The 26,595-nt window shown below is 38.6% G+C and carries 17 protein-coding genes; 7 read left to right on the top strand and 10 right to left on the bottom strand.

Translation table 11 applies throughout. The features are described from left to right. The first annotated feature begins 159 nt into the window (after window positions 1-159). The 3 genes from LCM02_RS12575 (at window position 160) to LCM02_RS12585 (ending at window position 4,365) form a co-directional block, all read left to right on the top strand. Complete coding sequence (locus LCM02_RS12575) at window positions 160-2,127, top strand: hypothetical protein (RefSeq protein ID WP_224930576.1); 1,968 nt, start codon at window positions 160-162, stop codon at window positions 2,125-2,127. A gap of 123 nt (window positions 2,128-2,250) precedes the next feature. Next, on the top strand, window positions 2,251-3,303 hold the full coding sequence (locus LCM02_RS12580) for a hypothetical protein (protein ID WP_224930579.1): 1,053 nt from the start codon (window positions 2,251-2,253) through the stop codon (window positions 3,301-3,303). 141 nt (window positions 3,304-3,444) lie between these two features. Beyond that, window positions 3,445-4,365 (top strand): DUF6624 domain-containing protein, encoded by a 921-nt coding sequence (locus LCM02_RS12585; protein WP_224930583.1) that lies wholly within the window; start codon window positions 3,445-3,447, stop codon window positions 4,363-4,365. Between the two features lie 4 nt (window positions 4,366-4,369). Here LCM02_RS12585 and LCM02_RS12590 read toward each other — a convergent pair whose 3' ends face one another. The 3 genes from LCM02_RS12590 to LCM02_RS12600 all read right to left on the bottom strand — a co-directional run bounded on the left by LCM02_RS12590 (window position 4,370) and on the right by LCM02_RS12600 (window position 7,953). Further along, window positions 4,370-5,173 carry a universal stress protein gene (locus LCM02_RS12590; RefSeq protein ID WP_224930586.1) on the bottom strand — a complete coding sequence of 268 codons (804 nt, stop codon included), beginning with the start codon at window positions 5,171-5,173 and terminating at the stop codon, window positions 4,370-4,372. Window positions 5,174-5,349: 176 nt separating this feature from the next. Then, on the bottom strand, window positions 5,350-7,062 hold the full coding sequence (locus LCM02_RS12595; protein ID WP_224930589.1) for a hypothetical protein: 1,713 nt from the start codon (window positions 7,060-7,062) through the stop codon (window positions 5,350-5,352). 57 nt (window positions 7,063-7,119) lie between these two features. Next, window positions 7,120-7,953: a helix-turn-helix domain-containing protein gene (locus LCM02_RS12600; protein WP_224930592.1), complete on the bottom strand. Its 834-nt coding sequence runs from the start codon at window positions 7,951-7,953 to the stop codon at window positions 7,120-7,122. Between the two features lie 511 nt (window positions 7,954-8,464). On the opposite strand from LCM02_RS12600, the gene LCM02_RS12605 reads away from it, so the two are divergent. From LCM02_RS12605 to LCM02_RS12615, 3 genes are all read left to right on the top strand, one after another. Continuing rightward, complete coding sequence (locus LCM02_RS12605) at window positions 8,465-10,702, top strand: molybdopterin-containing oxidoreductase family protein (RefSeq protein ID WP_224930597.1); 2,238 nt, start codon at window positions 8,465-8,467, stop codon at window positions 10,700-10,702. 240 nt (window positions 10,703-10,942) lie between these two features. Next, the gene (locus LCM02_RS12610; RefSeq protein WP_224930600.1) at window positions 10,943-12,187 is read left to right on the top strand and encodes a glycosyltransferase family 4 protein; all 1,245 of its coding nucleotides are present in this window, start codon (window positions 10,943-10,945) and stop codon (window positions 12,185-12,187) included. 9 nt (window positions 12,188-12,196) lie between these two features. Continuing rightward, complete coding sequence (locus LCM02_RS12615; RefSeq protein WP_224930603.1) at window positions 12,197-16,390, top strand: phosphodiester glycosidase family protein; 4,194 nt, start codon at window positions 12,197-12,199, stop codon at window positions 16,388-16,390. 115 nt (window positions 16,391-16,505) lie between these two features. Here LCM02_RS12615 and LCM02_RS12620 read toward each other — a convergent pair whose 3' ends face one another. The 5 genes from LCM02_RS12620 to ftsH all read right to left on the bottom strand — a co-directional run bounded on the left by LCM02_RS12620 (window position 16,506) and on the right by ftsH (window position 22,810). Then, the gene (locus LCM02_RS12620; protein ID WP_224930606.1) at window positions 16,506-17,687 is read right to left on the bottom strand and encodes an SPOR domain-containing protein; all 1,182 of its coding nucleotides are present in this window, start codon (window positions 17,685-17,687) and stop codon (window positions 16,506-16,508) included. Window positions 17,688-17,809: 122 nt separating this feature from the next. Beyond that, a complete protein-coding gene (locus LCM02_RS12625) occupies window positions 17,810-19,492 on the bottom strand; it encodes a hypothetical protein (protein ID WP_224930609.1) in 1,683 nt (560 codons plus the stop codon). An 84-nt stretch (window positions 19,493-19,576) separates the two neighbouring features. After that, the gene (locus LCM02_RS12630; protein WP_224930612.1) at window positions 19,577-20,278 is read right to left on the bottom strand and encodes a DUF547 domain-containing protein; all 702 of its coding nucleotides are present in this window, start codon (window positions 20,276-20,278) and stop codon (window positions 19,577-19,579) included. Window positions 20,279-20,440: 162 nt separating this feature from the next. Continuing rightward, complete coding sequence (locus LCM02_RS12635; protein WP_224930615.1) at window positions 20,441-20,827, bottom strand: hypothetical protein; 387 nt, start codon at window positions 20,825-20,827, stop codon at window positions 20,441-20,443. Between the two features lie 24 nt (window positions 20,828-20,851). After that, complete coding sequence (ftsH, locus tag LCM02_RS12640) at window positions 20,852-22,810, bottom strand: ATP-dependent zinc metalloprotease FtsH (protein WP_224930618.1); 1,959 nt, start codon at window positions 22,808-22,810, stop codon at window positions 20,852-20,854. A 332-nt stretch (window positions 22,811-23,142) separates the two neighbouring features. On the opposite strand from ftsH, the gene LCM02_RS12645 reads away from it, so the two are divergent. Further along, on the top strand, window positions 23,143-24,327 hold the full coding sequence (locus tag LCM02_RS12645; RefSeq protein ID WP_224930621.1) for a hypothetical protein: 1,185 nt from the start codon (window positions 23,143-23,145) through the stop codon (window positions 24,325-24,327). Window positions 24,328-24,622: 295 nt separating this feature from the next. Here LCM02_RS12645 and LCM02_RS12650 read toward each other — a convergent pair whose 3' ends face one another. Together LCM02_RS12650 and LCM02_RS12655 are read right to left on the bottom strand one after the other, a co-directional pair. Further along, complete coding sequence (locus LCM02_RS12650) at window positions 24,623-25,507, bottom strand: SDR family oxidoreductase (RefSeq protein ID WP_224930625.1); 885 nt, start codon at window positions 25,505-25,507, stop codon at window positions 24,623-24,625. A 183-nt stretch (window positions 25,508-25,690) separates the two neighbouring features. Further along, entirely contained in the window at window positions 25,691-26,395 is a 705-nt protein-coding gene (locus LCM02_RS12655) for a hypothetical protein (protein ID WP_224930628.1), read from the bottom strand. Window positions 26,396-26,595: the final 200 nt, after the last annotated feature.

The following is a 26,595-nucleotide window of genomic DNA, read 5'->3' on the forward strand; positions in this document are numbered from 1 at the left end:
GTTTAAATATAGAGAAAATGGTATTACGTTGCGATTTGCCGTGTCAAAAGAAATGGTTGTACTGGTTTAAGATCCTTAAATCCGAGCTTGATTTCATCGGAATTGCTGTATTTCAAAAGTTTATAAATATGTATTATCTTTAATAATTAAATAGTTCATATGAAATTTTTTGATGAACTTAAACGGAGAAATGTCATCAAGGCGACCATCGCTTATATTACGGTGGCATGGGTATTATTACAAATAATTTCAGTCGTTTTTCCAAGTTTCGGCGCACCCCAATGGGTCATTAAGATCTTCATGTTTGTACTAATTGCCGGATTGCCAGTGTGGATTATTTTCTCATGGGTATATGAACTAACTCCAGAAGGCCTTAAGAAGACGAAAAAAGTAGCAATAGAGCATTCAATTACCGAACAAACAAATAAGCGCCTAAATATAATTATTATTCTTACCCTGATGTTGCTGGCCGCAATTACTTATTTCAAGAATCCTGAAACAGATGCAGAAGCATATACAGAGAAGTCCTCAATTCGGTTGAGCGAAAAATCTATAGCGGTTTTACCTTTTAAAAATGACAGCCCTGACAAAGACAATGTTTATTTCTGCGATGGGATCATGGAAGGGGTTCGAGAGAATCTTTCTAAAGTTCCGGAGCTGAGTGTTGTTTCCCGAACTTCGGTTGAACAATACAGGGAGAATTCACCTTCAGTAACTGAAATAGCTGATGAGTTAGGTGTAAATTATATTCTTGAAGGAAGTGTTTTGCGCATTGGTGATCGATCCATTATAAGGGCGCGTCTGATCTATGCTCCTGAAGATCAAAATTTATGGTCGGAGAAATATGACCGTGAAATGGAAGATATTTTTTCGGTTTTGGCTGAAGTGACTACAAGTATCGCGCAGAAATTGAAAGCTACAATTTCACCAGAAGTTCTAAAGAGTATTGAATATGAACCAACCACGGATTTAACGGCTTATGATTATTATCTTCAAGGCAAAGAGTATTTTAATAATTATTTGCTCAGTGCTCGGCAGGAGGACTTCAATAATGCTGATCGATTGTTTCAGAACGCTCTGGATCTGGACTCAACCTTTGCCCTTGCCTATGTAGAAAGGGCCAGAATTTTAAAGGAAAAACACCAATATGAATTCTATAACAATGAATATCTGGTTGATAGCATACTTTTTTTGTGTAATAAAGCGATTGAATTAGACCCGTCCTCGGCGGATGCCTACAGCATGAGGGGAAAATTTTATGATGATTTTCTATTTGAAATTGCCAAAGCAGAAGAGGATCTGAAAATGGCTCTGAAATTGAATCCAAATCATGTTGGCGCCTTGAGACAGATGTCCTGGTTGACAAGGCTACACCATCTGGACATAGTAACTGCATTGAAATTATTGAAAACCCTGGAGAAACTGGACAGATCGGTAAGAGAATTACAAAGAACCTTTGAGATGTACGCATTGTGTTACAGACAAATTGATTATCGAGAAAAAGAGCTTTACTATTTGAATAAGGCGATGGAGTTAGGTTCAGGAGTGAATTATGAAAAGGCATGGTATTTTGTAATTCATGACCAGATTCCTGAGGCTATTGAATTTATAATGGAATCTGAAAAAGATTCTCAGATTAAATTTGGAGCTCTTGGGTTTTATTATCTTCTATTAAAGGATTATAAGAATTCCTTGGTCTATTACAACAAATGGGCCGAACTTGTAAAAGAAGAAGGGGCTCATAATTCCTCAGGGGTTAAAGACTGGCACAGATACGGTCAAGTGTTGATGGAAACCGGCAGGAGGGATGATGGAATGAAAATTATGAAGGATCAACTTAAACGAAATGAAAAGCTTTTGGTCAATTTTCAGGTTGGTTATGAAATATTTTATGAAAATGCAGGCATCCATGCCTTTCTTGGAAATAAAAAAGAAGCTTTGAAAAATTTAAGAAGATTTGATCAGTCGCATCGATGGGAGAAAAAAATAGATTTGATCCAGTTTGACCCCCTGTTTGATGGTATTCGGGACAATGAAGAGTTTAAGGCTATGATCAATAAAGAACTGATTTGGAAAAGACAAGTGAGAGCTGAGGTTAAAAGCTTGGAAAACAAAGGAGAACTTTAAAAATTCCTGGAAAATTACTTCTCCTTAAGATTGTTTTTTGAGGCTCCACTTCTTTAGTTATTTGGTTGATAATCAATATTATTATGCTTAACTTTAAGAGGTAAAACAGCTAATTGACGCAGTATGATTAGTTTCTTCAAAACCATAAGAAAAAGGCTCATTCAAGAACAAAGATTAAGTAAATATATCTTATATGCCATAGGTGAAATATTGCTGGTTGTTATTGGTATTCTGATCGCACTTCAAGTAAATAATCGTAATATATCTGATGTGAATGATAAAAAGATCGAGATCATTTTTGATGAAATTGAAGAAAACCTGATTGCGGATATTAAATTAATGCATGATCTTATAGATTATTACAACCATGAGGACTCTTTAATTCAACTTATAAAAGAGGATCAGGTAACAAGACAAATGTATCTTAATGATCAGCATTTATTCTATTTACTTTATTATTACAAGTCTTTCACCCTAAATCAAAACGGCTACAATCTGCTAAGTCTTAATCTGGATGTCATTCCTGACCGATATACTCATTTGTTGCCTTACATCAACGAAACTTATTCTGCAATCAATGGCAGTTTTGAAAAATTTAATGAGTATATGATAGACTTTACCTTCAGGATACTGGAAAGGTGGGGAAAAGAAAAGTCATATTTTACAAAAAGTACTGAAGAAAAGATTAATTTTTATTTGACTGACTCTACCTATAAAAACGAAGCGATAATGTCAACGAGGTATTCACAGGATATGTTTGTTCGAAATGCACATACATTTATTTACAATGCTACTGTGGTAATTAATTCTCTCGAAAGAATGAAATCAGGACCCGATTTTGACAACATCGCCGTTTACAACCGATTGGTTGAACCCCTGGACACTTTATTGCTTTCTCCTTGTTTGGATCTAAGGAAGGAGGATTTTGAAGAAAATGAAATTATTCAGGTAATTCAGGAAAAGAAATCATATGATAAAACAAGCATTTTTATCAAGAACAATTCAGATCGGGCGGTTTATGTTTCCGATCAAACAAAAAGTAAAATTGAACCGTTTACTACCTTTTTTTACAGACCTGAAACTAACAGCCGGCTGAATCTTTTAAGAGAGGATGATCGTTGTATCGGATCTTTGATTGTGCCAAAAAGAAGTTTCGCCGTTCTGATTACTGATTAGCTCCTAGCAGCTAAGATGAACCGTAAAACTTGATTTCCCACAAAACTGGTTAAATCCATTACAAAACTTGTATTTCATCGACTTATAATTTTTGATTAAGGAATGGTTTGTATCCTTGCCATAAATTTAAAATCAAGAATCATGAAAAAATTAATTACTTTTTGTTTGTCAATAGTGCTTTTTCATTCCACCTATGGGCAAGGTACGTTAAAAGAGGCGGATAGTTTAAAGGACCAGGGACTTCTTATGCCGGCCTTGATGAAATATGGAGAAACCTTTATGCAAACAGGATCAGAAGAAGTTTCTTATAAGATAGCCATGACAAGTGCTCTTTTATGGACCTCAAAAATGAGAGACACCTCGTTTTATTTTTTAAACCATGCCATCAGAAATGATTCATCATTAAAGCCTCTATATGAACCACATTTTTTAAGCTTGATTGATGATCCCCGGTGGGAAAAAATAGAGGACGATCAGATTAAAAAATATGAAGCCAAAAATGGACCTATTCAAAACAAGCCCTTTGCGAAGGAGCTCTTCAGGATGATCATAAAAGATCAGGGGTTTATGTATGCTGGGAATATTGAAAGAAGAAAATATCTTCAGAATGGCGGCTATTTTTCTACGCCTGCCATATTTCCTGTACTTGCCCTGGAGGAGAGGAATATGCAGGAAAATCAAAAAAGACTCTTTGAGTTGCTTGATAAGTATGGATGGCCAACCGCGTCGGAAGTTACAGAGTATGCAGCCGCGGGAGCCGCACTCATTATAAATCATAGTACCTATGAGGCCCGGGCAAAATATTTTCCTATGCTCGAAGAGGCTTTTAAAAATGGAGAGGCACAGCCTTTAAGGTATGCCAAAATGCGCGATCGGTTGCTTGTTGAAGAAGGGAAAAAACAATTGTACGGGACACAAATCAAGTTGGAAAACCTAAAACGTGAACCGCATCCCATAGAAGAACCTGAACTTGTAGATCAACGCAGGGCCGAAATTGGGTTGGGCCCACTGGCTCCTTACCTAAAAGAAAGGTTTGATATAGACTGGCAGGTTGCTCCTTAACATTTTAATCCGGATCATGTAAAATGAGTAGGGGAACTGGGCTCTCAAAGGTTTGCTTTAATGTAACACTTTCCTGGAAGATCCTGTTTAAAAATCCTTTATGATGGCCTCGTATCAGACAGAAAAGTGCTGAGTCGTTCTTTACAATATAATCGTGGATATCCTTATTGGTATCGCCTGTTCCAAAGGTATATTCTATAGAAGGATTCAGGTCTTTAATGAGGGCAAGGCTGTTTTCGATGGAATCAGTTTTCTCTTCGGATACATGCAGTACCTTGATTTTGCTCTGTTGTAATTTGGCCAGGGTACGAACCGGGTCAACCAATTTCGATTCAGATATAGGTGTATTGCTGAGTGCCAGAACAATCTCATCCAAATGATGGAAACTATAGCCATCAGGAACCACGAGAACCGGGGCAGAAGTTTTGGAAATAACACCTCCTGCAACACTTCCTAAAAAGACCTCTTTAAGGCCGCTTGCTCCCTTGGTACCCATGACGATAAAATCATATTCTCCGCTATTGCCCAAAGAAGTAATTCCTGATACGGCATGATCGTGGAGGATATTGATTTTAAAAGAAACACCAGGATGATCTTTACTGATCTTATCAACGAGCCTGTCCATATTTTGTTTAGAATCTTTAGCGATCACGGCGTCAATATTTTTCATTGACATTGTCGTTGGATTTGAACTAAAGGCATGTACCAGTGTTATTTCCAAAGAAGTTTCACCAAAAAGTTGGATGGCATATAACAATGCGTTTGACGAAGTAGAGGAAAAATCTACGGGAACCAGAATTTTAACCATGACTTAAATATTTTAGATTTCCTTCCAATTCAATGCTGAAGTGGAATTACGAATCTCAATTTAATATTTAAAGAACTATGATTCAATGATTTTGGACAATACAAAGATTGATTGTGGTCAATATTCTGGATTTGAAAGAAAGAATTGTAAAAATCAGAGTAAAGATTATGAAATTGTCAATTCTTGGAAACAGCTTCCAGATCTCGAAGAAAATTATTTGCAAGATCTTGATACCTTTTATCAGGTTCCAGAACCAGGCACTTTTCAAAATATTCTGATGCACGTTCAAATTCAGAGACCCGGAAATACCCTACCCCCATATTAAAAGCCGCTTTATAATTATCGGGTCGAAGTTTCATATTGAGCTCAAAATATGGAATTCCTGCCTCCGGATTCTTCCCCATGCTTAGGATATGCCCCGCGTGATTTAATTCATCATAAGTAAAATTGCACTCATTGTTAAGCGAAAAAACCTTATGCATCATTTTGGTTAGTTCTTGAACAGAGATGAATTCAGTTACTCGATGGTAGTTGGATTGCGGAAAATTATCAAGAAGCCATTTCATAATTTCAACGGATTCTTTGGAGAACCCGGATTCAGCATAAAGGTGGATCAAATGATGCATTTCACCTTCAGGGTATTGTCCGGAACCACCGCTGTTAGTTTTGTTGAGGAAGACCAATATATCGTCTGAACGCTCGCTGGAATATGCTTCAAAAAGTTCGTCGGTTTTAGGAAGGCTCATTTTACTTTTTACACCTGCAAAATTCTTGTCGGAAGAAATGGATTGGAGTCTGGAGCTCAATAATTCAGGTTTCAGATCCTCTTTGAATACTCCATCGAGAAAAGTAAGTATATATTGACAGATCAATTCGTAGCCCAGATTCTGTGTTTTTAATCGAGAGTCGTCACTTCCATCTAATCCCATTCCGAGTTTAATAAAGAACGAAGCCATGTCAGTATGTTTTAGTTTCGGGAGATTGACGAGGTATGCATCACTGTAGAAAAGTCGATCATAAAACGGAAGTTCATTCATATACCCTACCGAATTTACAAATAGCATGGGGATGGTAAATTTTTCATACTGAGTATACGGGGAAGCCTCAAAGAGTTCATATGCCTCATGGATACTTGGGTCAAGACCGATCCATGCCTTGATGTTTTTGTTTCTGGCTGCAGAGATTACATTTGACAAACCGCCAAGACTGAATCCCATCGTTGCTATTTGTGACGTGTTGGAAAGGCCGGTTTCGATGATCTTTCCTAAAGAGAATTCCATATCTCTGGCCTGACACTCTATTCCGTCCCTTGTCAATGGCATTTCTCTGCTTACCGGACCCATACTCGGGGTTGATACAACAATATATCCATGACTGGCTAAAAACTCAAACATAGTTGCATTTTCAAACGCATTAGACCACCAGCTGGGTCCGTAAACGATAACAGGGAACTCACCGGGAGCTGAAACTCCTTCCTTGAGGGCTTTCATTTCAGCATCGAACTCAGCCTCAAGGCGTGCCCGGTCTATTCCATCAGAATTCACAAAATCTGTAATCATTTGATCAACCACTTTCTTTGTTACAACGATTTCACCTGTTTCGGAAGTTTTTAAGAGAAAATAATCTTTAAAGGTCATTTGGCCCTTAGACTTATCTTTAAGGGCCGGATACCATACACAAATCTGCATCGGCCTGAACTGTTTCTGTTTGTTGTTGTTTTCCAAGTTTTTTGATGCTGAAAAACTTCGAGAGTAGTCCGTGGTAAGAATCACTTTAAAACCAGGTTGGTGGTCCCCATAGGAGAGATTCGGATGCAAGACGGATTTCTGAGACATTCCCAAAAAGAAGAACATGAAAATAGCTATCGTAACAGAATATTTAAAAGTCATGGATATGTATTTTTTTGGCAACTTAATAAAATAATCTAATCCATTTGTCTGTCTGGTTCATTCAGACAACTTTTTGACATTCTGCTTTGATTTGATGTACTCTGATGGTGTCATACCCATGGTAGCCTTAAAGTACTTGTAAAAAGTTGCACGATTGTTAAATCCTGAATGGTATGCCATCCCGCTGATACTTAGTTTACGGGAATCTTTTGAGGTCGCAATTTTTTTAAAGGCCTCCAGTCGATGCGAATTTATCAGCTCAAAGAAATTCGACCCTAGTCCTTTATTAATGGTGTTTGATACTTCAGATTTTTTCATCGATAGAGTGTTGGCCAGTTCTTCAAGCGTCAGTTCTGGGTTCAAATAAGGCTGTAATTCGTTCAGTTTCTGTAATAAAATAGCACCATCATATTTTTGGTCTGTGCCATCGATTGATCTGGATTGTAGTGCTACTTTTGAAGTATGTTGACTTAAATCATTAAAAAGCTCTGGTTTGACCAGTACAAAAAAAGTGATTAGCATCATGGAGAAAAGTAATATAAATATCAGAACAGTATGTATTGATGGGAATGTTCCCAAATTGAATCCGGTTAAATGTTTCATTTCAACAAATACGTTCATAGCAAAAACGGAAAGGAAAATAGCAAGCACCAAGTTAGTCTCAAGATCGGTTCTAGGGTTTTTAGCCGATGGTTCAAGTCGAAGGGCCCTGAAGCATTTCAATAAGCTCATGGCCCCAAAAACTGAAATTAAAAGATTGCCCAAATAAAGCCTTTTTGCTTCTCCTTGATAAAGCAGTTCAACAAGTAAAGAATTTTCCAAGGTGAAATAAGGGATCGTAAGTATAAGGTACAGAACAACAGGAACTGATAATAAAAAATTCAGGTTCAAGGTGCTGATTTCTAGTTTTCGAATTTTATGAATGAATAACAAAAACAAATTTGGAATCAGTAATAGAAAGATAGAAGACAATAAATGAAGTTTAGGAATTGAAACCAGAAAAATGCTCTGAGTCTCTAAAGCAATGTAACAACTCAGAGAGAAAATCATTAGTGAAAATAAAAGGCTTGCTGTTTTTTTGCCTGATTTCATCTTATATATTAAGGATATACAGACAAAAATTCCGAGGATCACAGAGAATAGGATAAAATATTTGAGCCAAATCATGTTAGGAACTATTAAATTTTCTCTAAAATAAGTTCTTCCTTGTAAGGATTCATCAAAATGTCCTGTTTAAAAGAAATTTTAAGAAAAATTTATAAGTATTTGATGGAATTGCTGAAGATTGGAAAAGAAACTTGGCATTTTGAAGCGAGTTGATTGTAGAATATGGCTTTTATATTCGGACTTAAGCTAATTCGAATTTTCGTATTTTTAAGAAAATTAAAATTTCGGAATAATTTTGAGGTCAAACAGTTCATTTAAAAGAGAAGAAATAGAGACCCATTATACATTTTGTCGTATATGTGAGTCCTTGTGTGGTTTGGCGATAAAGACCCGGGATAATAAGGTCATTGGCATCAAGCCTAATGAGAATCATATTGCCACAGAGGGCTTCTCTTGTGTAAAAGGCCTTTATCAGCATGAAATGTACCAGTCACCGGATCGTTTAAAGTATCCGCTAAAAAGAGCGAGTGACGGTTCCTATGTTCGAATCACCTGGCCACAGGCTTTAAAGGAAATTGGTGAAAAGGTAAAACAATTACGTAAGGAAGACGGAGCAGATTCTATCGGTATGTATGTGGGTACCGCTGCGGGATTTAGCGCTTTACACCCGGTTTTTGCCCAGGGTTTTATGACGGGAATTGGTTCGAAAAGTATGTACAGCTCATCAACTCAGGACTGTTCCAACAAATTTGCCGTTTCAAAATTAATTTACGGGTTTCCCTTTACCTTGCCATTTCCGGACCTCGACAATACCAACTGTCTTATTATCGTTGGAGCTAATCCAATTGTGTCAAAGTGGTCTTTTCTGCAGGTACCCAATCCAGGTAAAAAGCTAAAGAACCTGGAAAGAAGAGGAGCTAAACTCTACATTATTGACCCCAGAAAAACTGAAACAGCAAAGATAGCAGGAGAGCATTTTTTTATTCGTCCCTCTACGGATGTGTTTTTCTATCTTTCTTTTCTTCATGAATTGATAAAGCAGAATGGGACCGATGAGGAGTTCATTCATAAATATACCACCGGCGTAGGTGCTGTTACTGATTTGGCAGAGGATTGGCCTCCGGAAAGAACAGAGGAGGTTACCGGAATAGAGGCAGCGGATCTCAGGAATATGGTTCGGGAGTACATTGAGGCAGATGGAGCTGCGCTTTACTGTTCCACAGGGGTGAACATGGGAGGAAACGGATCTCTGTCTTACTGGCTTCAGGAAGTCATTAATGCTATTTCGGGAAACTTAGATAAAAAAGGAGGTACTCTTGTTGGCAAAGGCGTGATGGATTTCTTAAAGTTTGGTGTAAAAAATGGAATCCTTATGCGTGAGGATAAATCGAGGGTAGGTGGAATGACCTCTGTGAATGACGCTTTTCCTGGAGGCTTGATGGCGGATGAAATTCTCACACCAGGCAAAGGGCAATTGAAGGCCCTTTTTGTCACTGGGGGAAATCCGCTGATTACCATGCCGAATTCCAATAAGTTGAAATCAGCCTTTCAGCAATTAGAACTTCTGGTTACACTTGATATTTACCAAAATGAGACGAGCTCAGAGGCCCACTATGTTTTACCATGCACGGACCCTTTACAACGACCCGACCTTCCCTTTATTTTTCCACTGATGTTAGGCCTTCAGCAAAAACCTTACCTGCAGGCAACCAAAGCGGTAACAGCGCCTGAAGCCGAACAAATGGATGAAAGTTCCATCTATTTGAATCTGGCAAGGGCATGCGGAATGCCGTTGTTTGGCTCGAAAATGGCACAGTCTTTTTTTACAGGGATACAAAAATATTACACGAGGAAAAACAAAAAGAGTTTACCAAGCTTACCTCAGGAGGCTATACTAAATGGACTATTAAGGCTTACAAGACAATCCTCCTTCAAGAAAATTCAGAAAAGTAAAAATGGGATTTTAAGAAAGAAGCACATACCGGGAAGTTTTGTTTCGGACAGAGTAATGACTGCTGACAAAAAATTAGTATTGGCACCTGACCCTTTGCTTGCACAGGCCAAGAAACTGGAGTCGGACTTTCAAAGAGAAAAATCAAACCTGAATCGCTTTAAATTGATTACCAAAAGAGCGGTTACAACCCATAACAGCTGGACCCATAATATTGAGCGAATGACTTCGAAAGGAAGGGATACAAATTATGCCTATTTGCATCCCTCAGACCTGCAAGAACTTAATTTAAAAGAATTGGATCTTGTTGATATTTGTTCTGAAACGGATTCAATCCGACTGGCCGTAAAAAGTTTACCGACCTTAATGCCCAAAACGATTGCCGTACCTCACGGCTGGGGTCATCAGCATGCAATAGGCTTACAACATGCCAGTAAAACCAAAGGGGTCAATGTGAATATACTTGCTGCAGATGGTCCCAATGAACTGGATGAGATATCAGGTATGGCTCATCTGACTGGGATTATAGTAGATGTCCAAGCGGCAAAAGGAGAACTTCAGGCAACCTGGTCAGGGCTTTGACTTGACAGGATTTTAGTCTCACCTCAGGCGGTCTGTTTGAGATCTTAGAAATGGAATTCGGAGAAAAAAGTGAAAATCGAGCTTATCATTTTGTCAAAATTTTAGGTTCAGATTTTCAAAATCCCAATTTGATATAGGCAAAATTTTTGAGCTGATAATTCGGTCATCAGATTAGCCGAAAATGCCTCAAACATGCCATAAAAATGTATCTTTATTGAATTCGAACCCTTAATTAACAGTATGAGAATAGGAATTATAATTGGCAGAATTGGAGGTGTGGATGGTGTCGCCTTAGAAACGGAGAAATGGATCGACATCTTGAAAAAATTGGGTCATGAGGTATTTATTATTTCAGGTGAATTTGAATCCTGGGAAATGGATTATGAGCATCATACCTTGTTTCCAGCCTTGTCATTTTTTTCTGCTGAAGCCGAATGGGAACAACGTAAGGCATTTTTTGAACCGGACAATGATCCCGATCCCTTACTGGATCATGTAGAGAATTGGTCAGACATAATTGAAAAAACCCTGTTACAATGGGTCAGGAACAAAAAAATTGAAGTTATTCTCTCGGAAAACGCCTCAGCTCTTCCCTGCCAGTTATCCATGGGTGTAGCTATAAAGAAGCTCATAAAAACCACCGGCCTGCCCATAGTGACGCATGATCATGATTTTCATTGGGAACGCGGAGAGCGATATTTGTCTGTTCATGGAGAAATTAATCAATATGTAGATGACAACTTTCCGCTTTTGCTGCCCGATGTGAAACATGCCGTGATCAACACATTTGGAGTGGAAACATTTAGAAAGAGGTTTGACATTGATGCCCTTCTGGTACCCAATGTAATGGATTTTAACCGTGTTTACGGTGTTCCGACTCCTGAGAATCAATTTTTCCTCCGGGATGTGGGGGTTAAAGAAGATGAGATTGCCTTGCTTCAGGTTACGCGTATTGTGCGACGCAAAGGAATTGAAACAGCCATTTCGTTAATTGACCAGCTCAATGACAAGAAGCTTAAATTAGTCATCACCGGAAATAACAACGATGATGAAAATAAAGAATACTACAACGAGTTGATAGATCAGATTCATGATCTTAACCTGTCCAGACAAATCATTTTTGCCGCTCACAAGGTGCTGGATCACAAGGATTTATCAGATGTTTATGCTCATGGCAGAGCCTGTACCTATTTTAGCACGTATGAAGGCTTTGGAAATGCCTTTGTAGAATCTGTCCTTGCTAAAAAACCCATTTTTGTCAATAACTATAAACCTGTTTATATGCAGGACATAGGCAATAAAGGGTTTGATACGGTTATGATAGAGGACAGCAATTTAACCCGTGAAAAAGTTCGTCAAATGGCGGAGATAATTTATGACCCGGTGCGCTGTAAGGAAATTGGTGAATACAATTTTGAAGTAGGTAAGAAGTATTTCTCCTATGAGGTACTGGAGCAAAAATTAGATAAGCTGTTTACGTTTTAATATCCAAGCATGATTGAAAAAGGAAATTTGAAAATTAGTGAAGTATTACAGGAATTACATCAGGAAAAAATAAATACATGGTTTGATCTCGGCCTTTTTCTGGACAGATTCAAGGAAAGAAAATTTAAGACAGCTTTTACTGGAGATGCGGGAGAATTCAATCAATATCTCGAGAATGGGGGGCTTGCTTTCCTGACATTCTATTTTACCATAGACGGAATCACGGTTGAAACAGAAAAATATGCCAAATCCTTTAAAAGCATTTATCCCAATATACCTATTCATTATATCGCCGGAGAAATTAAGGAGGAAGCCGATGAACTCATACCCAAGGATGCTTTTCAAAAGGTGATACCACAAATGGAGGCCTTCGATGCCTGGCCACTTTACAGGGACTTTTTTAAAGTAAAAATGGAACGCGGAAGTGTGGCCTATAATGAGTTGATCGGAAAGTTTTGGAAGGAAGTGTTGGTCCTGGTTGAAGCATTGGGGAGTTATATTGAAGAAAACAATATATCCTTGCTCTACCTGATCAATGTATGCTCCAATCCGGGCAATGTTTCTTTGGCACTGGCGACCGTGCTGATTTCGGAATATCTTGGCCTTCCGGTAATCAATAACAATCATGATTTTTACTGGGAAGGAGGCAACCGGGAAGTTGATATTAAAAGCAAGGGATTAAAAAAAGGGCCCAGAGATTTCTTTTTTCACAATGCACATGTTGGCGAATTTTTCTCTCTTATCGAAATGATTTACCCCTGGGAAAGTCGTTCCTGGATGAACGTGAATATCAATAAAATTCAACAAAATCACCTGATTGATATCAATGGCCATAATCCGGCAAACGTCGCATTAATAGGAACTGCAGTGGATACCAAAATGCACCGGATGAGCAAACGTGACATCATTAAGGCCTTTATGCAGGTGTCCAGTATTTTTGCTAATAAAAAAGATACGATTACAGTACATACTGCAGCAAGGCATACCAAAAGTGAACGCTCCTTAAAACCGATTTTGCTCGGTTATAAAACCATAAAGGAATTTGATTTTGTCAACAATAATATAGTCTTTCTTCAACCTACTCGTGTTATCAGCCGTAAGTCCATAGAATTGAATTTCAAGCTTATTAAGCGCCTCTTTTCTTATGATTCATTCTGTGAGAAGTTTATCACAAACCCGCAATTAACGCTCTCATTGATTGTTTCGGGGCCCATTCCTCATGGCCAGCAGGATTATTATCAGGATCTAAAAAAGGATTTTAAAAACTTTCTTAAAGACCTTCCCAAAGAATTCAGATCTAAGGTGCTGCTTGGGTTTTTGTTCAGTGAGTTTGATAAAAACGAATTCAAAAAAAAGTATAAAAAGCCACTGGACATTGAGCAGCTATACGATGTAGCTTCCTTGATCCTGTTACCGAGTCAAACTGAGGGAAGGGGACTGCCTATCATAGAAGCCGCGGCTTGTGGTACACCTATTTTTTGCCGGCAATACGAGCCTCGAGAGGTATATGACGAGGTCATAGGCCGTCATTTGGATGAGTCAATGCGTTTGAACGTACTCGAGTTTAAAGGTTCTAAAATTCCAAAGCGCCTGGTGGAAAGAATATCCGACCATGTCTTTTATCCGCAGAACAGGATGATTGACGTAACGCATAACAGAAATGTCATCAACAAGCGATTTAGCCTTGAGTCCCTGGAAAATAATATCGTATATATATTAAAAAGGCTTCATTTACAATTGGACTCCATTTCGGAGGAGGTAGATCCCCGGATCGTTCATTTGATCAAAGCTTACAGGGAGCTCGTGAATTTCTCAAACGACGATCTGGATGCGATCCTTAACAGATCAACCAGGCATTATTTACCGGGATACGGACGATTGTCATTTATGCTATATTTAAAATCCTTGATTGATCCCAGTTTTTTCAGGGTTGAAGAACAGCTTACAAAAGGAATGGTGATGACATATGCCAGAATGATGGAGAATGACATTCCTGACCTTGTTCATACTGATTTAGACCTTATTCATAATTTCTACAATGCCATTGATGATATTTTTAAATACGTTGATGGCGAGTTATCCATTAGGCATGATCATGCACTTTCTTATCGACATAGAAATAAAAAATCATTTGCGTATCAGGCTTTTACCTTTCAGGAAATAACCGGTTTGGTCAATATGATTTACCATGATGTCTTTAAGCCAAAAAATCTTAGCGACCTCACTTTGGCACCTCAGTTTTTTGCGGATTGGGAGTTGGCTTTGTTTCAACTGACCAATAGTGATTTCTTGGGAATTGACGACAGGAAAATGCTCACCAGCAAACTGAAGAATAATGTGCCTAAAGGCTATTTTCCCGGTCGGTATATCAAACACGAGTTAGAGTATTTTGTCTTGCAACCCATTAGAGCGCAGCTTAAACTTAGTATACAGGAGGAACTGACTTCAGACCTTCTGGAGGAGAGAGGTAAGAACCTTGAAAAGGTCTATATTTTCATTCATGAGCCTAGAATTACCAAGTGGTTTTCAAGCGCAAATATAAAAGAGTACTTAGAGAGTGGCACAGAGCCTGAATTAGGCTTATTGTACAAAACTGGTGTGGTTCAGATTGTTGAGACCAAGCAATGGTCTGAAGGGGTACATTTTCCTCAGATGGGAGCAAATGCAATAAGGATTTTGCGTCAGATCAAAGAATCAGGTGGATTTATTATTACCAATGGAGAGCACGCTGCCATGATGACCGACATCATAGAAATTGATCATTTTCATATCGGTAAGGTGATACATGAAATGACTGCTAAAATCATGGGCATTCCGAAAAACAGTGGCTTTATTCAGTTTGTGCCGGCGGGGGTCCGAACAACCCTAGCTTATCCCACTCCTGTTCAAACGGCCAAAGATTTTGAAACCCTGCTGAAGAGCGACCTCTTCAATGAACTAAAAGACAAGATAGGCGAAAAGGATCTCATGAAGAGGATTACTGTCGATGCGATTGAAAACGGAACTCCCTTGGCTCAGCTTTTGTTTCAGTTAAAGCAAGGGTTAAAAGAAGGCCACAAGACCGAAAGGGTAAAATCCTCATACGCAGGTGGCGTATATAAAGATGGATTGCCATGGAGTGGGGTTCTTGCCGAAGTTCACACAAAAGAGTACAACTGGAAGTTTGCGGCTCATATAGCCGAAAAAAAACCAAAAAATGTCCCGGCACTGATCAGGGAATACAAAAAGAGGAGCAATAATTCCCATAAAATAGAATTGGCCTGGAACGGAGGTTATATTTTAAATCCGGAACTGGTGGGTAAACTGGGCTTGCCCGAAACTTATATCGGTTCTCCCTTGGGCCTTCTTATTATGGACAATAAGGTGTTCTGCCCTCCACTTTTTAATAAGCCGGCTTTTATCATTTATAAAAATGGCGAAGTAGATATTCGAAAGGTGAACAGTAAAGCTGGATTTAAGTTAATTGGTCAGGACGATGAACTTGTGTTTCCTTCAGCAAACTATAATAAACACGCTACAGCAGAACCTTCTTACTATGATTTGTCATATCCTGAGGAAAAGATTCGAGGAAGAGGTAATGTAATAATCAGGGTAGCCGGCAATATTGTAAAGGAGGTTATAAAGACTAAAGAAAACGAAGATGTTCAAGTGATACCGGTTGGAATGACCCTTTCTGTTCCTTCCAAACTTTTTTCTGAGGATTTTTTTGAAGAAGGGAAAGCATTACACATGGATCTAATGGAGCCCGAAAACCATCCTTTTCGGTGGAGCGAAATTTTGTATGCCATAGAAGCAGGGCCTATGCTAATTAATGGCGGAAGGGAGGTTTTGGATATGGAAGACGAAGGCTGGAAAACTTCGAATTCAATCAGGACACAGGCTGCGAGATTGGATTTCACAGATATGCGAGGGCCCAAAATAGCAGTGGGTATCACCCGAGAAGGAAAACTCATGGTTCTTATGGTAAATGGCAGAATAAGAGAATCTGTAGGGGCGACTCACTTTGATATGGCTGATATTCTTTTAAAATACGGAATGGATAAAGCCATGGGATTTGATCCTGGCGGCAGCAGTACCTTGGTCGTCGACGGAGAGGTTATGAATATTTCACCTTATAACAAAAATTATGAAAAGGATATTTACGCTTTACCTCCTGAGCCGAGGTTTGTTGCCAATACGATTATGGGGTGGATTGAAGAGTAAGGCCTAATGAAAACAACCTCTCAATATTATAAACTATTCAGAGGTTGTTTTTGTGAATTTTGTTAAAGAATATGCGTTAAAGAACCCGGTTAAAAAAGGTTCACTTAACGATCCCTTATTTTGGTAAGAATCTCCTTGTCCCTTCCAGGCCGAGTACAAAGGCATCCTCATAGCGATCTTTTCTCATCTGCTTTAGATGGTCTAGAGCTTCTTCATAGGTATTAAAGACACCGGAATAAAACCGGTTGTAGCCGTCGTCATAACGATGATTGAAAAGGCCTGCCGATTTCTTGTAGGTTCCTGTTTTTACTTCTTGCAGAAAGGCACCAATCTGAACCGTATAGACTACTTGATCACTTCCAAAGTTATAGGCCTTACCGCTTAAGGTATTCTTGAAGTCTTCCTCAACCTGAGCAATTTCAGCTAAGTTCTCTGCCTCAAGAAGAATTTCAAGATCTCTCAGGTTTGCTTCTTCCTCTGCGAGCCTGATTGCCTCTTCTTCAACCGCTTTAAACGCAGCCATATAATCTTCTTTTGAGCCTGTAGCTGAAACATTTAGTTTGATAGGGGTTGAGGGCTCATCTTCATTTACAACTGAGGCGAAGACATCTAATTCTTCTCCATCGGTATCAATATCTGATGTAAAATAAAGGACATTGCTTTCGTCAAGCAAGGGCTGCATCTCGCGTTCTTCTGAATTTATTTTTGAACCCATGTTTTCAGCATTTCCATAAGTCCCGTCCTCAAGCAGATCGACAACAAAAATGTCAGTTTTTCCGGTAGACTGTGGACCGTCAGCCACAAAATACAGTTTGGTGTCATCATTGTTCAGTGAAGGATATCCCGTTGAATTTCGTTTGCCATTCACAGGAAGCATTTCAAGATTTTCCCATTCCCCATTTTCTTTCACATTGGCTTTGAACAGCTTGAGCTGTACCGACTTTTTGATCTTCACATCAGACGTATTCCCTTTTTTGGCTTTCAGTTTTTTATGGGCACTAAAGTAAACCGTTTTCAGGTCTTTTGTATAAGCAATCATGTCTTCCTGAATATCAAAGTTAGGGTCAGCAAGTAACAGATCATTTACTTCATAAGTTTCATACTCGGAAGAATTATCCTCGTACATGTTTAAATCGGGTGAGCCTTTTTCCTTGAACGGGTTGTCATTTGTAGCAATTTCTAATTCGGCATAAGAGCTGTTAAAAATGTCATTCGCACTTTCATCAACTCCCTGTACTCCCTGGGCAATCATTCCGAATGGAACAGCTGCCAGCATCATAATCATTAATTTTTTCATCGATCTATTTTTTAAGAAATCAAAGCAGAATTTGAATTCGGATTAATATCTCCCAACATAATAATTTTTTTAGTGAACTGATTATCCGACACTTATTAGTTATTAAGATAGTTATTAACGATTTATCCGGACTTTGATCTAGGTTCATGAGAAGGAGAAGGAGGAGGTGGTGGAGGTGGTGGATCAGCCTGTTGATTCAATGGTTTGCCTTCTTTCAATTTCATCAAATTGGCTTCAATTAAAGAAAGGTTAGAATCTTTGGTTCTTTTGGCAAGTTCATATCCTTCAGATAATATTTTAACAGCTTCCTCTTTTTTGCCGGCTATAGACAATGCTTCTGCGTAACTGTCATAGGGATTTACAGAGTCAGGGTAAAGTAGTACGGCGAGTTCAAAGATTCCCAGCGCTTTGTTTACTTCACCATCTCTTAGTAAATTATACCCTTTACGGTTCAAATAGGATTCTTCTGGCAAATAATTCTCTTTATAAAGTTCATTGTACCTTTGATAATGATTAATAGCAGCCCGTGCATAACCTAGTGTTTCAGTTTCTGCTTCAAATTGCTTAAACAGCTTTTCCAAGGCCGTTAAATCTAACCCTTTGTGGATTGTTTCTTTTGACAGGTTCCAGTGGGAGTATAAAGTAAAATTGGTTCCAACGGATTTAGACAGGCCCCGGAGTCCGTATTCTGTCTTGGTAAACTTTACCTGAGAGCTCAAATTTCTTGCGTTGTCAACCATAGTGAAATACAATTGATTTGACTTGATTTCCGTGTCCCTTACGATCATACTTTCTTTTTCATTCGGACTAAAGATGGAGAGCTTTGCAATAAGGTTATTATCTTTTTCCTCAATATCTAATATCATTCCCAGGTCATCGGATCCATAGGTCGATGTACCATACCATCTACCGGTAATGTCTTTTTTGATGATGTTCTCACCTTCAGGAAGCACCGGGATCTTAAAACGTGATTCGGGTTCTTTTAGATCATAAAAGTCTTTGTTTTCCCTTGCTTGTTTCAACAGATTCCAGCTTTCTATTTGAATTTGATTCGCATCATCTTCTGGAATATCTACCAATAAATTTGTGTTTAAGGAGGGATTTCCTGAGCTTGATAATTGCTGTCCTGAAATTTTCCCTGATAGCCCTATTGGATTTTCGTTGAAAAGCGTTGAAAATATTGTGGTAGCTGCTAAATAAGATCCGTGAGGAGAAGGGTGTGAACCATCCCTTGCATAAAGATCGAATTCTTTCCGATTGCGAACCATATCCCACACTAAACCTACGGGAGCAATTTCGGCCTGTAGCTCTTTGGCAATGGAGGAGTAGGCATAGGTCAAAAGTTCTTGCTCCTCAGGTCGATTCTTAACTGACCAGGTCATAAAAAACACAGTTTGTGCTCCTGATTTTTTTATTTCCCGATCAAATTTTTTTGCATATTCAAAAAAGAGATCGGTTTGGCCAAAATAGATTTCATTATCTATGATAACGGGCATTCCCAGTTTGCTTTGCTCCTGCAGAACTACATAATTCCAGGAACCGGATCTGATCGCTTTTTGAGCTACTCCGGATTCCCAGTGACGCTTGAGCGTCATGCCTCCCTGGCTAATCAGTTTAATTTGAATCGTTCGATCAGGAAATTTTTCCATAGCAAGTTGCTTAACCAGTTCGGGAGCACTATGGTAATACGTATAACTATTTCCTATAAAAAGGATTCTTGTTGTATCTGAAGGTTTGAGCTGCGAAAAGGTAAGAGACGTAACAAATAGGAAAAACAGGAAATAGAATTTCTTTGACCGGATCATAAATTAGATTTTAATTCGGTCAAAAATAGGTATAAATGATTGGATCTTCTGACTGAGGTTAGAATAAGATTTGTCTTTCTCTGTTTATTTCGGAAATGATCCTTCAGAATAATTATTTAAATGAATATCCCAGGAATATTGGTCGAACCTTAATTTATATCCATTAAAATCCTTGTGAAGGTATGCTTTCAAGATCTTCCTAATTCCTTTATTGCCTCCAAAATCTTTGTGAAACCATAAAAAGAGACGCGTTATTTTAACTTGTCTTTTTTCACTATTGATTTTTGTTTCGGATTCCAGAAAGGACCTCGTCGCAAGATCGAGTTGCTGATCCAAATCTTTTTCGGAATAAAATCGAATAGGCGGGCAACTTTTAGCACCACAGTTCAGGGCAAAATGGATACGAAAATCAACCGAATCCACAGCTAGATTTTTTATTGTTGAGGAGGTGAAGATATTTGGGAAATAGCCTAAAGAGTATTTATATCTGAACTTTCTGACGATTCCGTGTTCAATGTTGTCAAGGCTAAATTTATATCCTGCAACAGGTATTATTTTAGATGTGTATATTTTTGGTGCAGATAGATGATATGACTTGCTTAGAATTTGGTAGAAACTATTGTAAATATTGATCCAGAATACCAGTTTTAGATTGTCATTCGTTAGCTGCTCCTCCAAACGCTTCCATGAGATATTTTCCAGTTCATCAAGAATCCCCGACACAGGTTTTTCATTTTTAACAGAAAGAAGAAGTTCTCCGGATTTTTGAGTGAGCATAAAAGCCATGTATCATAGTTTAATTTTCCTGTTCATATAGGCGCATGATCATAATGGGTTTCAATTGAAACCTAAAGATAAGGAAAATGTAATCTAAGATGTATCATAACGATCAGGAAAGGAAACAGAATCTAATTGAACTTGCCAGATCCTGATCGTTAAAAAAATCATTTAGAGGTACATTGTAAGAAACCTGAAAAAATTCCCTTTGAATTCATTAAAAAGATTTCTTTGAATCTCGATTTTATATCTCAATAATTCATGTTTGGACACGAGATCTTTGTTGAGGACATCTTCATTCTTTTTGTAATGATCAGCCATATTGGTCTCGTGTAATTCTATTTGATTCTTAATGGAAAAAATGGCTTCTCTATGAACTATAATATGGTTTTGAAATTTTTCAACCTCAGCCAAAACCCCCTTGTCAGTCCATCTTACTACAAGTTCATCAAGTCTGTTTTGAAAGGAAACCAATTCGTCTTCCCAAAAAAGTAATTCTCTGTTCCAGTTTTCATGCTCAAAATGCAGGTCGGTGTTAAAAATCAGTTCTTTTTTCATAATTAATTCGTTTTATATTTATTTCTAATGAGGCTGTTCCTCTTTTTGATTAGAGGATCTCTGTCGTTTTCCCATGATTCTTTCTAATTCGTCTTTTTCAACCACTTCTTTAGTGATCAAAAGCTGAGTCAGTACTTCGAGTTCATCTTGATGATCCAGAAGGAGCTTTTTTGTTCTTTCGTAACAAGAAGTTATCAGATTTTGTACCTCTTTATCAATTTTTTGGGCCATGTCTTCGCTGTATGGCTTTACCAATTGTTGCTCGCTTTTTCCTGTGGAGTCATAAAAACTTATTGGCCCTATTTCTTCATCCAGTCCAAAATAGGCCACCATGCTATAGGCCTGTTTGGTAACTTTTTCCAGGTCGTCAAGTGCTCCGGAGGAAACATCGCCAAAAACGATTTCTTCAGCTACCCTACCTCCGAGTGAGGCACAAATTTGATCAATAAACTGGCTCCTGGTAACAATTTGTCTTTCTTCAGGAAGGTACCAGGCAGATCCCAGAGACTTTCCACGAGGAATTATGGAAACTTTCATCAAGGAATCAACATGACGTAAATGCCAGCTGGCAACTGCATGTCCTGCCTCATGATAGGCAATAATTTCTTTTTCCTTTGAAGATGTAATTTTATTTTTTCTTTCCAATCCTCCAACGATCCTGTCACGTGCCATCAAAAAATCTTCCTGATGCACCTGATTACGTTTTTTTCTTGCCGCGATCAGGGCTGCCTCATTACAGATATTGGCAATATCAGCGCCCGAAAATCCGGGACAAAGTGCCGCCATTTCATCAATATTGATGTCCTTTGCCTTTTTCAAAGGCCTTATATGAACTTTAAAGATCTCAATTCTCTCCTCTTTTGAGGGGAGTTCCAAGTAGATATGCCTGTCAAATCTGCCAGGCCTTAACAGGGCCTTGTCGAGGATGTCTGCTCTGTTGGTGGCAGCCAGCACTATAACTCCGGTATTGACACCAAAGCCGTCAAGTTCGGCCAGAAGCTGATTCAGGGTATTTTCTCTTTCATCATTCGACTGGAAAAAATTTCCCCTGTTGCGAGAACGTCCAACAGCATCAATTTCGTCTATAAAAATAATACTGGGTGTATTTTCTTTGGCCTTTTTAAAGAGATCCCTGACCCGAGATGCCCCGACACCAACAAACATTTCAACAAATTCAGACCCTGAGAGGAAAAAGAATGGAACCTTTGCTTCACCCGCTACCGCCTTGGCCAGTAAAGTTTTCCCTGTTCCGGGAGGGCCCACCAACATAACACCCCTGGGGATCTTTGCACCTAACTTGGTATAGTGTTCAGGGTTTTTAAGAAAGTCTACAATTTCCATGATCTCGGTCTTGGCCTCTTTTAATCCAGCTACATCGTCAAAAGTAATTTTGCTTTTTGTTTCCTTAGTTGTAATCTTGGCCGTTGTTTTTGTAAAATTGAACAAAGTACCGGTTCTTCCCTTGGATGCCATTCTGCCCAGAAGGATCATCCAGAAGAAAAAAATGAGCGCAAAGGGTATGATCCAGTAAAGAATATTGGTCCAGTCAATCTGATTCACATACCTGATAGGGACCTTGTCTTCTGAAACAGTATTGGCTTGCGCCTTTTCAAGTTTTTCCTCAAAACTTTCAATTGATCCAATCTGTATGATATAGTGTGGACCGGAACTGGACTTAGTGAATTTATTCTTTAGTTCCTCATATTTTGAATTTGACAATCTATCTTGTTTGATATAAATGTTAGCCACAGACTGATTGATCACCTCAATTTTTTCAACATCATTTTGAGTCAACATCTCTTGTTCAAATTCGAGCCAGCTTATTTCCCTTGGCCCATATCCGTACCTGGTAAGCAGTAAAGTGGCTAGTATCATGAACAGTAAGGTATAGAACCAAAACATGGGCTTTCTTCGGTTCTGTCGATTAAAAGGCCCCTTCTCATTTAAGGGCTTTTGTGATTTCTTTTTGTTCTGTTGCAGCATCCTTCAGGTATAAGATTTAAAACGCAGAAATTTCCTCCTTATAAAATTAGGATAAATAAAGACCCTGGGCATTTACCGTGGTCAACAAAACTATTGACCACGGTCAATGAAATGATTAAATTAATGATCATTTGCCTGGAGACATAATTTTCCATAATCTACATAGACTTAATCATTTGGTATTCGATAAAAGGTGGCTAAATAAATATGATCAGTTAATAAAAATATTGACAACTAATGAATTACATTTTGGATGAGAAAAATCAAATTCGTATTTTCGGAGCCACTTTTTACCCTTTAGCAGGGCAATTTTAACACTAACAAAAGGATCAATGAAAAATGCACTAATGATTATAATGCTATGCATTCCGTTTGGAATGTATGCTCAGGAAAAGCAGGTTGTAAACAACCTGGAAAATGATATCCTTAACTTTGCCTATGCAGATAACGATGATTTCTTTAGCAGGGAAAGCGATTTGAAAATCAGAAATCTTAATAAAGAAGGCAGGAATGTTAACATCAACTGGAGGGTGGCAAATGCAAAACTGTTCGATGAAAATGAGTTTGATTTAAATGAAGGAATGGTAACCTTTACGAGGGACAGAAAAACCGTATTCTTTAGTGTAAATCGTAAAATCAAGAAAGTAAAGAGTGAAAATGATCAGAGTGTAAAAACAAAGAAATCTGTTCATCTTCAGTTATTTAAAGCTAGTGTCAACGAGGATGGTACATGGCAAAATCTTGAAATGCTACCTATCAACGGTAATAGATTTTCAACCGGACAGCCGGCCTTGAATAATGACGATACGGTTTTATACTTTGTGTCTGACAGACCCGAATCTTTGGGAAGGACCGATATTTTTAGGGTGGACCTTAATGATGATGGAACTTACGGAGAGCCAGTAAATTTGGGTCCCGCGGTCAATAGTGTTGAACGTGAAATTTTTCCTGAAATTGATTCTCAAAATGTGCTGTATTTTTCATCGGATATTGATTCCGAAAATGGAGAGCTGAATGTTTACGCAAGTAAGATTTTAGACAATGAGATGTCTAGACCAGTACGATTGGATGTGGCAAAAGACGCTGGAGTTGATGCCTATGCCAGTGCATTTATGGCCATTACCCCAGAAGAGGCTGATCAGATAGAAAATGTTATGAACATGGGTGTGAACCCTGTACCCCAGAATCAAACCATCCTTGCAGAAGATAATACCACTGATAATACTATATATGAATCAGAGGCGGTGACCGACAATAAAGAATTTGTACCCTATGATTTTGGAGGTAATAGAAAAATTTTTACCGTTCAGATCGGAGCCTTTCAGGGAAAAGCCAGAAAAGAAAAGTTTCATCAGGTATATAATTTATTTGATCATATTTATCCAGATGGGTATCAACGATATTATTCGGGTATTTTTAATTCGCATGAAGAAGCTCTTGAGCACTTAAAATCCTTAATAAATGAAGGGTATGAAGATGCCTACATTGTCAGATTAAAGGGAGAGGAAAGATTCTGATTTCATTTTGATCAGATTGACTTCGCTATTTCAGCGCCGAAATACTTTTTCTTGATTCAGATCATATATCATAATGATCAGGATCATTGCATGAAACGCAATGATTTATGATTTTTCCGATTTCTCATAAGAAAATTGAAAATGAGGTGCTTTAAAATAGTTCTGGATTATTCATCCGCTTGATGACAATGAATTTAAATCTGAATTGAGATATACAAAAGCAAATGCACAATTTCCGATGACAGAATTTCGATTTATTCGGGTTGATCAATAGACACTTCTAACACTTCGTATTTCAGGAATCCGTTGCTGATAGCATAGGCCCATCCATTTCCGCCAGTCCCATAGATTCCAGTGAAGCCTTTCGAAGCGGATCCACGGTATCATTTAATTTCTGAAATCCAAAGTCAAGGCCTGCAATGGTTCTCAACGGCCTTTGTCCTGCCGGGGTTTCGATCAGTTTATCAAAGATATCTACAACGATCATTGGATCAGTTGGGGCCTCAGGATTTTCAACAGCTGCTTCAACCTGCTGTCCAAATCCTTCAAGAAAATCGTTCACGTGCTGATAAGAGGCTGCGATCTCTTCATTGGATGGAGGTATCACGTTTCCGAAAAAGTTAGTCGCAAATGGTCCGGGTTCTACAAGTACCACATCAATGCCCAATGGTGCCAGTTCATAGCGCATGGATTCACTTAGGCCTTCTAATCCCCATTTGCTCGCGTGATAGACACCAAAGCCCGGGAAGGCACCTCTTCCGGCGATTGAACTTACCTGAATGATCAGGCCCGAATTCTGACTACGCATTCCAGGGAGTACCGCCTTTGCCACTCTTAGGGTTCCTACGATATTGACATCCAACTGGTCGAGACATTGCTTTGAAGTGAAAGCTTCAAGAGGTCCACCATAGCCAAGGCCTGCATTATTGATAAGAACGTCAATAACAGGAAGGTCAGAAGTGGCTGATCTCACACTTTCATCAGAAGAAACATCCAGATCAATGACATGGATAGGGTTGTTTTGAGAGGATTGGTAATTTTTTAATTTCGCTGCTGCTTCAGCATTTTTTCCGTTGACATTTCTCATGCTGGCATAAACATTAAATCCTTTATCTGCGAAATGTTGAGCCGCTAAAAATCCAAATCCTGTACTGCAACCTGTTATCAAAATATTTTTCATGGTAGTATTTTTTATTAGAATGAATCAAATTAAATTTTATCAAAGATAATTTCGTTATGAATTAGAACAAAAAGGCTTAGGACGAAGCTACTTAAATTATGTCCGAACCTGTTGATTGATTTACCAAATAAAAAGCCTTCCAATTTGAAAGGCTTTTTATCTATTTCTAATAGTTAACGGGAATTACCACTGTCCTATTCGAACCCGAAGGCCTGAGCGGACTAAACTGGAACCACCATTGGTTTCCTGAAATGTTTTCCATCCGGCCTGGCGCGCAGCCTTCTGGTCATCGGTTAGACCTGCATTGGCACCTGCCATGGCGCTTTTAAAGTCTTTATAACCCACAACGGCCCAGTGATTTTCGCCGTGTGGAGAAACACCGGAGGCAAATCCACCCATCATAATGACTCTTCCCGTGGCTTTATGGTCATCATGAAATTTATTAAGGGCTGTTTCAAAGGCCTGGCTATCTTCCACATCGATTAAATAATACCTTTGAACCGTATAATCTCCTTCAGTATCTCCATAGGCAGTTTTTACGGTCCCCATTCTGGCTCCTGCGCCATCCTCGATATGATGATCAAGCCGGGCACCGAGTAAATCCCAGGCATCACCTCCGTCAGTGGCGTACATCCCGCCAAGGGCATCCAATGATCCGTGAAAAACGATCATATGAGTTGCATTATTTTCAGAGTCATGGAAATGGTTGGCATACAAAGAAACGGTTACGCCTTCTGTTTTATGCTCTTTGAAATAATCATCAATAAGTTTAAAAACGGTTGCTTCGTTCTCTGGCTCTACAATAAAACTGTAGCTTGTCCAGTAAGATTGCTGTGCGTTGATTGCAAAAGCTGTAAAGAGCAATAAACATGTTACTAATTTTTTCATTGTTGTTTGGTTTTAAGTTAATGGTAAAAAAATGAACTAAAAGGAGCCTAAACATTAAGGTTCACTAATGATTCTTGTCAAATTTAACTGAACCTGATCAAATCCAATGTTGAATATTGACGAATGGGTATTAAAACTGTCCGAGTACTATGAATTATTTTTCAAAACCTAATTTTGCACTACCAAAAATTAAATTCGAG

Source organism: Lutimonas saemankumensis (assembly GCF_020171465.1).
GTDB classification, from domain to species: Bacteria; Bacteroidota; Bacteroidia; order Flavobacteriales; family Flavobacteriaceae; genus Lutimonas; species Lutimonas saemankumensis.